The organism is Actinocorallia lasiicapitis, from assembly GCF_054778695.1.
Window position 1 is genome coordinate 1 of record NZ_BAAGZI010000175.1, and the last position, 11,215, is coordinate 11,215.

At 70.1% G+C, this 11,215-nt stretch carries 10 protein-coding genes; 3 read left to right on the top strand and 7 right to left on the bottom strand.

Annotation, left to right across the window (positions count from 1 at the left end):
- Positions 1–905, bottom strand: a 905-nt coding sequence (locus ACYVE7_RS19430; protein ID WP_460366369.1) for a serine/threonine-protein kinase, incomplete at its 3' end; no start/stop codon positions are given.
- A 71-nt stretch (positions 906–976) separates the two neighbouring features.
- Here ACYVE7_RS19430 and ACYVE7_RS19435 point away from each other — a divergent pair.
- Entirely contained in the window at positions 977–1,600 is a 624-nt protein-coding gene (locus ACYVE7_RS19435) for a pyridoxamine 5'-phosphate oxidase family protein (protein WP_460366370.1), read from the top strand.
- 31 nt (positions 1,601–1,631) lie between these two features.
- Here ACYVE7_RS19435 and ACYVE7_RS19440 read toward each other — a convergent pair whose 3' ends face one another.
- From ACYVE7_RS19440 to ACYVE7_RS19460, 5 genes are all read right to left on the bottom strand, one after another.
- Positions 1,632–2,810 carry a polysaccharide deacetylase family protein gene (locus tag ACYVE7_RS19440; protein ID WP_460366371.1) on the bottom strand — a complete coding sequence of 393 codons (1,179 nt, stop codon included), beginning with the start codon at positions 2,808–2,810 and terminating at the stop codon, positions 1,632–1,634.
- Positions 2,811–2,985: 175 nt separating this feature from the next.
- The gene (locus tag ACYVE7_RS19445) at positions 2,986–4,353 is read right to left on the bottom strand and encodes an ATP-binding protein (protein ID WP_460366372.1); all 1,368 of its coding nucleotides are present in this window, start codon (positions 4,351–4,353) and stop codon (positions 2,986–2,988) included.
- Between the two features lie 200 nt (positions 4,354–4,553).
- Entirely contained in the window at positions 4,554–7,004 is a 2,451-nt protein-coding gene (locus tag ACYVE7_RS19450) for a lamin tail domain-containing protein (protein WP_460366373.1), read from the bottom strand.
- Positions 7,005–7,097: 93 nt separating this feature from the next.
- Positions 7,098–8,369 (bottom strand): ammonium transporter, encoded by a 1,272-nt coding sequence (locus ACYVE7_RS19455; protein ID WP_460366374.1) that lies wholly within the window; start codon positions 8,367–8,369, stop codon positions 7,098–7,100.
- Positions 8,370–8,430: 61 nt separating this feature from the next.
- The gene (locus ACYVE7_RS19460; RefSeq protein ID WP_460366375.1) at positions 8,431–9,837 is read right to left on the bottom strand and encodes a cellulase family glycosylhydrolase; all 1,407 of its coding nucleotides are present in this window, start codon (positions 9,835–9,837) and stop codon (positions 8,431–8,433) included.
- Positions 9,838–9,895: 58 nt separating this feature from the next.
- Here ACYVE7_RS19460 and ACYVE7_RS19465 point away from each other — a divergent pair, with 58 nt between their 5' ends.
- Positions 9,896–10,402, top strand: coding sequence for a hypothetical protein (locus ACYVE7_RS19465; protein WP_460366376.1), 507 nt, complete (start codon positions 9,896–9,898; stop codon positions 10,400–10,402).
- Here ACYVE7_RS19465 and ACYVE7_RS19470 read toward each other — a convergent pair.
- Positions 10,392–10,772 carry a DUF779 domain-containing protein gene (locus ACYVE7_RS19470; RefSeq protein WP_460366377.1) on the bottom strand — a complete coding sequence of 127 codons (381 nt, stop codon included), beginning with the start codon at positions 10,770–10,772 and terminating at the stop codon, positions 10,392–10,394. The two genes, ACYVE7_RS19465 and ACYVE7_RS19470, sit on opposite strands and share 11 nt — an antisense overlap.
- 151 nt (positions 10,773–10,923) lie before the next feature.
- Here ACYVE7_RS19470 and cutA point away from each other — a divergent pair, with 151 nt between their 5' ends.
- Positions 10,924–11,157, top strand: a complete 234-nt coding sequence (gene cutA, locus ACYVE7_RS19475) for a divalent cation tolerance protein CutA (RefSeq protein WP_460366378.1) — start codon at positions 10,924–10,926, stop codon at positions 11,155–11,157.
- Positions 11,158–11,215 lie beyond the last annotated feature (58 nt).

Consider the following 11,215-nt stretch of genomic DNA (forward strand, 5'->3'; position numbering starts at 1 on the left):
TAGGCGTCGGCGTAGGCGGCGTGCGAGGGCGCGCCGTCGGCGTCGAGGGGGCCGTCCTGGCCGGTGCGGCCGAGCGTGTAGCCCATGGAGGCGGGGACGTCGGCGCGGGTGCCGCCCATCAGCATCGACTGGGCTTCGGCGGCGGTCGGCCGGTCGGCCGGCTCCTTCGCCAGGCAGGCGGCGACGACCTCGCTGAGCGGCGACGGCAGCTCGCCGATCTCCGGATCGAGATGGGCGATCCGGTAGAGTACCGCGCCGATCTCGTCGTTGCCGAACGGCGGGGTGCCCGTCGCGGCGAAGACCATCGCGGCGGCCCACGAGAACAGGTCGCTGGCGGCGGTGAGCTGCTGCCCGTTGAGCTGCTCCGGCGACATGTAGGCCGGGGTGCCCACGTTGTGGCTGTGCGAGGTGACGTTCAGGGCGCGCGCGATCCCGAAGTCGATCACCCGGGGGCCGTCGTCGGCGATCAGCACGTTGTGCGGCTTGAAGTCGCGGTGGATGATCCCGGCCTGGTGGATCGCGGCCAGGGCCGTCAGGGTGGAGATCGCGAGCCGTTCGAGGGCGGCCTCGCTGCGCGGGCCCTCCTTCTCGACCGACTCCTGCAGCGACACCCCGTTGACGTACTCCGAGACGATGTACGGGCGGTCGCCGTCGAGGTCGGCGTCCAGGACCTGGGCGGTGCAGAACCGGGCGACCTGCTTGGCCACCTCCAGCTCCCGGACGAACCGGGCGCGCGCCTCGTCGTCGTCGGTGAACCGCGAGTGCAGCAGCTTGACCGCGACGTCCCGGTCGTCGATGCGGCCCAGGTAGACGGTGCCCTGACCGCCTTCGCCGAGGACACCGGTGACCGCGTACGGACCGATCGTCCTCGGGTCACCCGAGCCGAGGGGCCGGACGTCCGCCATGTTCTCACTCCTGTCACAGGCCAAGGTCGACCCAGAATAGTGGAAATGTCCCTTTCTGGTTGGATGGTTGCATGAGTGAGATCTTCACCCCGGAAGAGCTACGTGAACTGCTGGGCGAACCGATGCCGCGTGCGGTCGCCAAGGAGCGGGTCGCCCTCCATGCGCGGGACCGCGAGTGGATCTCCCTGACCCCCTTCGTGGTGCTCTCGACCAGCGACGCCGACGGCAACTGCGACGCGTCCCCGAAGGGCGACCCGCCCGGCTTCGTCAAGGTCCTTGACGATCGTCGGCTGGCGGTCCCGGAGCGTCCCGGCAACCGCCGCGCCGACGGCTACCTCAACATCCTGGCCAACCCGCATGTCGGGCTGCTGTTCCTGATTCCGGGCCGCCGCGAGTCCCTGCGCGTCAACGGCCGCGCCCGTCTCGTCCGGGACGCCCCTTACTTCACCGAAATGGTCGTCAAGGGCCACCGCCCGATCCTCGCCATCGAGGTCGAGATCGACCAGATCTTCTTCCACTGCGCCAAGGCCCTGCTCCGCAGCGACCTCTGGTCCCCCGAAACCTGGACCCCCGACGCCCTTCCCACCCACGCCCAGCTCATCAAGGACGTCCAGCCCAACGTCACCGAATCCCTGGCCGACCTCGAGCACTACTACCGCCCCGACAACTACAACCCCAAGCTCTACAGCCCCTGACCCGTATGTGGCGGAAGGTATGGAATGGCCGTTAGCTGTCTTGAGGTGTCAGGAAGTGGGTCCAGTCGGGGGTGGGTTCTTCGCCCACCTGGAGGGTGCGGAGGCGGGTGAGGGTGGCGGGGGACTGGGCGTCCAGCCAGTCGCAGAGCTGGCGGAAGGAGACGAGGCGGACGTCGGTGAGGGGGGCCACGCGGTTCATGAAGGCTTCGACGGCGTCCATGTAGATGCCGCCGTTCCACTGCTCGAAGTGGTTGCCGATGATGAGCGGGGCGCGGTTGCCGAAGTAGGCGCGCTGGAAACCCTGGATGAGGGCCTCCTCGGTCTGGTCGCGCCACGCCTGGTGGCGGCCCGCGGGGGCGTTCAGCGCGGTGCCGGACTGGTTGGCGAGGAAGTTGTAGTCCATGGACAGGACCTCGAAGTCGCGGCCCGGCATCGGGATCGACTGGAGGGGGATGTTCCACAGGCCCTTCTGCTTCGCCGGCCAGACCTGGGTGCCGGTGCCGCTGGAGTCGTAGCGCCAGCCCAGCTCGCGGGCCGCCGGGAGCAGCCCCGAACGTCCCTCCAGGCAGGGAGTGCGGGCACCGATCAGTTCCTTGCGGTAGTCGAAGGGGAGCGGGGGAAGATCGGTGAAGCCGGTCGTGGTCTTCCACGACGACACGAACTTGACGGCCTGCTCGATCTCGTCCGTCCACTGGGCGGGAGACCAGCTCGCGACGCCCGTCCTGCCGCAGAAGTGGCCGTTGAAGTGGGTGCCGATCTCGTGGCCCTCACGCCAGGCCAGCCCGATTTCGCGGATCGTCTCATGGACGCCCTCGGGCGAGAAGAACGGGATGTCGGACGCGCCGCGTGCGTGACCGGGCCCCTTGTAGCGGCGGCGTTCGCTCTCCGGGACGGTGTAGATGCCCGACAGGAAGAAGGTCATCGACGCGTGGTGCCGGGCGGCCAGCGCACGGAACCGGGCCATCTGGCCGCCGATCGCGCCCGCACCGTCCCAGGACAGGACGACGAACTGGGGCGGGGTCTCGCCGGGCTTGAGCCGGGTGGCGCGGAACCGGGACGGCTGCGGCTGCGGCCCGGTGTCGGCGGTGGAGCCGTCGCCGATCAGACGGACCGCCGGTTTCGCGGGCGCCGCGGCCTTCGCCGCCTCCGGGCGTGCCGCCCGCACGTCCTCACCGGCGCACCCCGCGGCCGCCGCCACCAACGCCGCCACCAGCGCGATTGTCTTCCTGCCCTGCACCACAGTCCCCCCAGACGTCGCCCCGATCATGGCCTCCGCCGAGCAGAGCTCCACCCGGGCCGTCCGGGGAACGGGCGACTCAGGGCCGAACCTTTGCCGCCCCCCGACCGGCGGTCGCGGTGGTGCCGGGCAGCCCTTTGGCGCGCATCTACCAGGCCGTGAGGAGGTCGGCGGGGGTGATGGCATGGACACCCGGCGCGGTGCCGCCGTTGCGGGAGACCGCGACCAGTGGAGTCCTGTCGGTGGCTCCCGGGAGGCGCGACCGGTGGACGAGGAGGCGGGCGAGGTCATGGGTGCCGAATTCGCCGCGTTCCTTCCATTTGATGGAGCCCACAAAAGTGATCGTCTGGGCGATCGGTTCGCGGTCGGCGCCGACCAGGTCGATCTCCGGGTCGTTGGTGCGGGTCCAGTAGCCGCCGATCGACGTGGTGCCCCCGGGGAGGGAGTCGGGCATCCGGCGGAGGGACTCGCGGATGACCGGCTCGATGGAGCGGCCGCGCCACGACGTCCAGGAGCCGATGATGCGGCGGAGCGTCAGGTCGCCTCGGCCGCGTTCGATCTCGGGGAGGTGCGGACCGAGGAAGGCGAGCCAGAACCGGAGGTGCGGGTCGGCGATCGAATAGCGGGTCTCTCGGGAGGGCTTGGTGGACAGGGGGAGTGCGGCCTCCACGACGCGCTTGTCGGTCAGGAGCCTCAGTGCCCGAGTGAGGGAGGCTTGGGGCAGATCGCCGGCTGCCCGCGCGATGGCCGAGAAGGTGCGTTCGCCCGAGCCGATCGCGGTGAGGACCTGGCGGGCCTGGGAGTCAGGTGGGAACTCGGCGGCCAGAGCGCGTTCGCCGCTGACCAGGAGGGCTGAGGTGGGATCCCGGACGGCTTGGGCGAGATAGTCGACCGCCTTCGTGCGACGAGGCCACTCGTCGAGGATCAGGGGCAGGCCCCCGGTGATCAGATGCGCGTCGAAGGCCTCCCCCGGGGGCAGGGCGAGCATCTCGGCGGAGTCGGCCGGGTTGAGCGGGGGGACGATCATCTCGGTGGCGCGCTGGTGGAAGGGCCTGCCGTAGTCGTTGAGCGCCTCCATCATCGCCAGATCGGAGCCGACGCAGATCAGCAGGACGGGCTTGCGGGACAGCTCCCGGTCGAAGATTTTCTGCAGTGTTCCCTCGAACCCGGGGTCGTTGGCGATCAGATAAGGCATCTCGTCGATCACCACGACGCTCGGGCGGTCCTCGGGGAGTCCGGATGCCAGCAGCCGAAGCGCGGCATCCCAGCTCTGCGGTGCCTGGTCGGGGAAGAGTTCGGCGGCGGGCAGGCCCGACATCCGGACGGCCTCGCCGAACAGCCTGAGGTCGACGGCGAGGGACGGCTGCGCGGAGGCGGTGAAGAAGGCGTGCGGAACCTCGGATCGCTCCACGAACTCCTCGACGAGCCGGGATTTCCCGACGCGTCGACGGCCCCGCATCAGCAGGGCTCGCCCCGGACGTCCGGCTCGCCCGCCCTGGCCGACCCGGGTCAGCATCCCGTTCAGTAGGCCGAGCTCTCGCTGCCTGCCGACGAACCCATCCACAAGACCCCCAAGGTTGGAACACTCAGACTCGATACCCTCAAACTTGAGTGTATCCATCCTTCGGTTGCCAGGGGTGGGGTTCGCCTTACTGTCCCGCGACGCGAGAAGGCGCTCACCCGGAGGTGAGCGCCTTCGTTGGGTGATGGGGGGTGTTAGGGGATGTCGACGACCGGGCTGCCGGGGAGGCAGCGGGTCGGGAGCGGGGTGACGTCGCAGCCGGTGAGGATCCGGAGGACCTGCGGGTCGTGGTCGCTGGCCTGGTCGGAGAACTCGGCGTTGATGTGGACGACGCCGTAGCTGTAGCCCTTGATCGCCGGGCTGATCAGGATGTGGTCCAGGACCTGGGAGTTGCCGTCGAACACGTAGCTGTAGCGCTCGTTCTCGGGCAGGGTCTCGATCAGGGCCTTGAGCACGGTCCCGTTGGACGTCAGGGTCTGGACGGCCGGGCTGAACTGGTAGTCGTTGATGTCACCGAGGACGACGACCCGGGCACGGCCCGCGCTCTTGTCGGCGAGATCCTTGACGAACGTGTTGACCTCGGCGGCCTGCTGGGTGCGCTGCACCTCAGAGGAGCGGACCGGCGGCTGGACGGCCGCGGTCAGCGGGTAGTCGCCGCCCTTGGAGTTGAAGTGGTTCGCGACCACGAAGAGCTGCTTGTCGCCGTCGAACAGGAACTCGCCGACGAGCGGCTTGCGGCTGGACGACCACGCGGTGCTGGTCGGGTTGATCCGGCCAGGCGACACCGACAGGGACACCTGGTTGCTGGTCGGACGCTCCCGGACGACCTCGACGGACGTGGTGGCGGTGCCGCCGGCCCGGTCGACGAAGGTCACGCGCTCGGGGTTGAACAGGAACACCTGGCGGATGTTGCCGCCGGGCTCGCCGCCGTCGGCGCCGTCGACGGGGTCGATGGAGCGCCAGTCGTAGGCGGGGCCGCCCGCGGCCTGGATGGCCTGGACGAACTTGGCCATGGTCTGGTCGGCGGCGACGACACCGTTGCTGGTGGCGCCGTTGTTGTCCTGGATCTCCTCGAGGGCGAGGATGTCGGGGGAGCCGAGGTTGGTGACGACGGCCTGGCCGAGCCGCTGGAACTTCGACGCCGGGTTGGTGGCGGCGAGGTTCTCCACGTTGTAGGTCGCGACCGACAGGTCGTTCTTCTTCTTGGCCGGCACCACCTTCTGGCGCTTGAGGCCCTTGTCGGTGATCGCGCCGAGGGCCGTCGCCTGGACGACGTAGCCGCCGTAGGACTGGTAGTCGAGCGGGCCGACGGTGCCGGCGGCCAGCTCGTCGCCGACGTTGGCGGCGGGCGCGCCGACCAGCGACAGGATCATCAGCCGGCCGCTGTTGGAGTCGTCGTAGCCCTTGTAGACGGAGCCGCCGCGCGGGGTCGGGTTCTGGTCGGGCTTGGTGGTGACCCACAGCTCGTCGTAGTCGTTGGACGGGCTGATCAGCCGGGTCGGGGTCGTGAGCGTGACCCGCATCCCCTCGTGCACTTCGAGCCAGTCGAGCGTGTACGAGCCGGGCTCGAGCGGCTGCGCCTCGAGCGCGCCGGTCTTGGTGAAGGTGTCGGGCAGCGCTACCGGGACGGCCGCGGGCAGCGCGTTGCCGCCGCTCACCTTGATGGTGTTGATGGGGCCGCCGAGCTCGGTGAGGCTCTGCGCGCCGGCCGCGGGACGGTACTCGGTGACGCGTCCGGTGACCACGACCGAGTCGCCGATCGCGACAGTCGGGGTGGTGGTGCCGGTGTACACGAAGATGCCTTCGGAGGTGAGCGGGTCGGCGTCGGCGGTGGGGTCCTGCAGCCAGTAGCCGCGCGAGTTGCCCGTCACCCGGACGGCGGTGACGATGCCGGGGACGTTGGTGACGCTCTGCCCGACGATCGGCGAGATCCGGCCGGAGCCCTGGATGTCGTGGATGCGGACGCTGCCGGGGGTCGGGTCGCCGCCGCCGCCGGGGTTGTCGCCCGCGGCGACGGTGGTGCCGGCCGAGTTGGTGGCCTTCGGGACGCCGCTGGAGAAGTCGGCGGCGTTGTTGTCGGTGTCGACGAGGGCGCCGCTGCGGGCGTCGGCCGTGGTGTTGGTGAGCGCGGGTGCCGCGGTCGTCTCGACGTTGGCGGTCGCGCCGTAGCCGACGAGGTCCTTGACGTTCGGCGCGACCGCGCACGAGATGCCGCAGCCGACCAGGGGGATCTGCGCGGTGACCAGCGCGACCACGCCCGAGGTGCCCGACATCGGGATGGTGCCGACGGCGTCGGGGGTGGGCAGGGCGAGCGTGCCGCCCGCGCCCGCGGCCTGCTGGATCAGGTAGCGGCCGTGCGCCGGGATGCTGCCGGTCAGGTTGGTCATGGAGAAGACGGCGCCGGCGGCGGACGCGTACTGGACGCTCCAGCCGGACACGTCGACGGGGTTGTCACTGGTGTTGGCCAGCTCGATGAAGTCGTTCTTGAAGGCCGCACCGGAGTTGCCTCCGCCGCCGTAAACCGCGGAGATGACGACGTCCGTGGACAGGGCCTGGGCGGTGCCGGGGAGACCTGCCATGGTCGCGGCCATCGCCAACGGCAGGCTCGCCGCCGTGATCAGGCGGCGTGCTGTGGGGGTTGCCACTGGGGTTGCTCCTAGGTCGTTAGGGGTCCACTTCAGGAGCATGGTGGTACGTATGACTGTTGAAAATAGGTGTAACCCACTATTTGGGCATCTTTACCGAACTGTTCCTTCGTGGCCATACGCCGTCTCGCCGTGCAGCGAGAAGTCGAGACCCACCGCCTCGTCCTGCGCGGACACCCGATTCCGCCGTGCGGGCAGGAAATCGAGGATCAACGCGAGGAAGTAGGTGACGAAGAACGAGTAGAACGTCACCGCGCCGACGGCCGCCGCCTGGAGCACCAGCTGATGGGCGCCGCCGCCGTGAAGCAGGCCGTTGACGCCGTCGGGGTTGGCCTCCTTGGTGGCGAACAGGCCCAGCGCCAGCGAGCCGATCAGCCCGCCGGTCAGGTGCAGCCCGCAGACGTCCAGGGAGTCGTCGATCTGCAGCCGGTTCTTCAGCGGGACGACCAGAGCGCAGCCGAGACCGGCCAGCACGCCGACGCCGAGCGAGCCCAGCGGATCCACATAGCCCGCGCACGGGGTGATCGCCACCAGGCCGGCGACGGCTCCGGACGCCGCGCCGAGCGCGGTCGGCTTGCCGTACCTGATCCGTTCGACGAGCACCCAGGTCAGCAGGGCGGCCGCCGCCGCGGTGTTGGTGTTGACGAACGCGTACGCGGCGAGGTTGTTGGCCCTGAGCGCGGAACCGGCGTTGAAACCGAACCAGCCGAACCAGAGCAGAGCCACGCCGAGCAGGATGAACGGCACATTGTGCGGCGGCATGTGGGCGCGCGGCCAGCCGATCCTGCGGCCGAGCACGATCGCCATCGCGAGCCCGGCCGCGCCCGCGTTGCAGTGCACGACCGTCCCGCCGGCGAAGTCGAGCGCGCCCGCCTTGTACAGCCAGCCGTCGGGGGAGAAGACCCAGTGCGCGACCGGTCCGTACACGACCACCGACCAGAGCACCATGAACGGGATGAACGCCCCGAAGCGCCAGCGTTCGGCGGCCGAACCCGTGATGAGCGCGGGCGTGATGATCGCGAACATGCACTGGAAGGCCGCGAACGCCAGCGGCGGGATCACCTGGGAGGACTCCCCGGCGAAGCCGGGCACCTGCTCGTCCATGTTCAGCAGCCCAGCGAAGTGCAGATCGCCGATGATGGGGTTGCCGCCGCCGAACGCCAGGGAGTAGGAGACCAGCACCCAGACCACGCTGACGACCGCCATCGTCACATAACTCTGGATCATGGTGCTGAGCACGTTCTTGCCGCGGACCATGCCGCCGTACAGGAACGCCACCCCGGGCGTCATGATCAGGACGAGGGCGGTGCTGGCCAGCACCCACGCCGTCGCGCCGCTGTCCACTGTGGAGAAGTCGAACTTCACGGTGGACACCCTGCTCCGGACAGAGTTAAAGCAGGCGACTCACGCGTTAAACCTACGTTTCCTATCGGAGTGCGACCGTGATGGTCCGGGTTCCGGACGTCCCGGCTCTGACCTCGAGCAGGCCGGTCTCGCGGTTCCACGAGCCCGTGCCGCCGGTGACCGTCGCGTCGGACGGCAGCCAGAACTCCGTCGGCGCGGTGATCTTCGGATCGGCCGTGTAGACGAGGGTCAGGGTGCGCGTCGCCGGGTCGTAGGAGTTGGTGACGGGGGTGCCCGCGACGGCACGCGGATAGGGGACGGCCAGGCGCCGGCCCAGCTCGGTGCGGGTGTGGTCGGAGAACCACGGGCTCCAGGCGGGCTTGCCGGGCCGGTCGGGGTCGGACGACCAGTAGACGCGGCCCGCGTGCATCTGATCGGTCAGCCGGGCGACGGCGTCGACCAGGTCGAGCGCGCCGGGCTTGGCGGCGTCGAGACCGTACTCACCGAGGATGATCGGGGCGTTCTGGCGGCGGGCCGTGTCGGTGATCGTGTCGCGCCAGGCGTTCAGGGTCCGGTCGGTCCACGCCTTGTCCGCGCCGACGTAGGCGTTGCCCAGGTCGAGGGGGAGCGGGTACAGGTGCGGCGCGTAGCCGATCTTGCCGGCCGGGTCGTCGATCGGCCGTAGCCCGGAGGCCAGGCCCCAGTTGACGCCGACGGCGCGTGGTTCGACGAACACCCACTTGGTCCGGTCGGTCTTCCGGATCTCCTCGGTGGTCCGCTGGTACAGGTCCGACAGGGGGCCGCGTTCGAACTGCACGCCGGGCAGGCTGCCGCCCCACGGCTCGTTCATCAGGTCGTATCCGACGACGTTCGCGTCGGCGGCGAACCTGGCCGCCACATGCCCCCACATCCGGGCGTAGTGGTCGCGGAGCTCGGGATGCTCGCCGGTGGTGTTCCAGAAGTGGTCGAACGCGCGCATCGTGCCGGGCTGGAGGTAGCCGAGCTCCCACGGATCGGTCGCGGGAGCGGGCAGGCCGTCGCTTTGGGTAGCCCAGAGCGGGGCGCCGTTGCCGTTGACGCCCGGCCCGTACACGTCCTGGTGCATGTCGAGCAGGACGATGATGCCGCGTTTCTCATACCACCGGATCCACTGGGCGACCCGGTCGAGATAGGCGTCGTCGTAGACGCCCGGCCGCGGTTCGACGTTGCGCCACTGGAGGAGGAAACGGACGAGGTTGGAGCCGAGCTCCTTGCGTTCGAGCTCGATGAACTTCTCGTCGTAGGCGGTCGGGATGCCGTCGGGGGCGCTCTTGGCGCTGGACTGGGTGTTGAGCCCGTGCAGGATCAGCGAGCGGCCGTGGGCGTCGGTGACGAACCGGGGCGCGGTGCCGCGTGAGGCGTCGGTGCCCCAGCCGTCCACGGTGAACGCGCCGAGCGCGACGGCCGCGCCGAGGACTCCGGTGACCATGAAACGGCTGCTCCGGCGCATCCCGGCTCCTAACGTGAAGACTTCTCAGATTCCTGAGTGTGGGGTACCTTACACGGACATGAGCATTCCTCGCATTAGCTGGATCACCGGGGCGGCGGCCGGGAGCACCGCCGTGCTGACGGTGCTGTTCGGGCTGGGGCCGGTGGCGTTGTGGGCGACCACGAACGTCGGGTTCCTGGCGGTGCCGCCGGCCGTCGGGGTGCCGCTCGGGCCCGCGGTGTTCCACTTCACGCGGGTCGGGGAGCTCGGGACGTCGTACGCGGTGGCCGAGTCCGTCGCGGCGCTCGTGCTGGTCGCGACCGTGTGCTGGCGGCTCGCCCGGCGGCCGCGCACACCGCTGCGGTCCATCGCCACCACCTGGTGGGCGTGGATGATCGGCTCGGCGGCCGCGGGACTGCTGCGCGGGCTCGCCACCGCGCAGGCCGCCTACGGCGACCTCTCCGCCCATCTCACCTACGGGCTGTTCGGCGCGCTCTTCGGCGTGCTGTGGGGGATCGCGCTCGGCTGGCTTCCCGCGCTGGCCGCCGCGCTGCTCGGCCGGCTCGGCGCACCGGTCACCCCGTAGGCGGGGGCGGTTCGGCCTCCAGCAGCTCCGCCTCGGCGTCGGTGAACAGCCGCGACCTGATCAGGAAGCGGACGCCGTCGGGCGCCTCCACCGAGAACCCCGAACCACGGCCGGGGACGACGTCGACCGTCAGATGGGTGTGCCGCCAGTAGGCGTACTGCGCCGAACTCATCCAGAACGGGACGCCATCGCCGACCGTCCCGAGCAGCACGTCCGACGGCCCGGTCAGGAACTCGCCGCGCGGATAGCACATGGGGGAGCTCCCGTCGCAGCACCCGCCGGACTGGTGGAACATCAACGGGCCGTGGATCTTCGCCAGCCGGTCCAGCAGCTCGGCGGCGGCCGCCGTCAGCCCGACGCGCTCCAGCATCGCCTCTCCTCCCCGGCGGGCTCCGGCCGCCCCAGCGTGCGGTCGGAGCCCCGGCCCCGGCTCCCGGGGCCGTCCTCCGGATCGTCCCGTCCCGAGGTTGGCGCCAGGTTGGCGCGCCCGCCGCCTCCGGGGCGCGGCGTACTGTCGTCCCATGAACGCCTACCTGAACGTGACGACCGCGACGGCCACCCGCGCCGAAGCCCTGTTGATCGTCCGCTCGTCGGTCAAGGCGAGGCTGGCGGCCTCCGGCCAGGTCGCCGGCCCGATCACCGCCGCCTGGTGGCACGAGGACGAATACGGCGAAACCGAAGAATGGACGGTCCTCCTCAAGACCACCCGCGAAAAGCGCCGAGCCCTCGAAGACCACCTAGTACTACATGCCTAGATCTTCATAACCTGGAGGCGCAGGCGCCGTCTGAAATGGCGCCTGCGTGCTTCGGCTT

Coding starts and splice junctions, on each gene's coding strand:
- ACYVE7_RS19470 (WP_460366377.1), bottom strand. CDS start 10,772: ATGCTGGAGCGCGTCGGGCTGACGGCGGCCGCCGCCGAGCTGCTGGAC.
- ACYVE7_RS19460 (WP_460366375.1), bottom strand. CDS start 9,837: ATGCGCCGGAGCAGCCGTTTCATGGTCACCGGAGTCCTCGGCGCGGCC.
- cutA (WP_460366378.1), top strand. CDS start 10,924: ATGAACGCCTACCTGAACGTGACGACCGCGACGGCCACCCGCGCCGAA.
- ACYVE7_RS19435 (WP_460366370.1), top strand. CDS start 977: ATGAGTGAGATCTTCACCCCGGAAGAGCTACGTGAACTGCTGGGCGAA.
- ACYVE7_RS19445 (WP_460366372.1), bottom strand. CDS start 4,353: ATGCTGACCCGGGTCGGCCAGGGCGGGCGAGCCGGACGTCCGGGGCGA.
- ACYVE7_RS19465 (WP_460366376.1), top strand. CDS start 9,896: ATGAGCATTCCTCGCATTAGCTGGATCACCGGGGCGGCGGCCGGGAGC.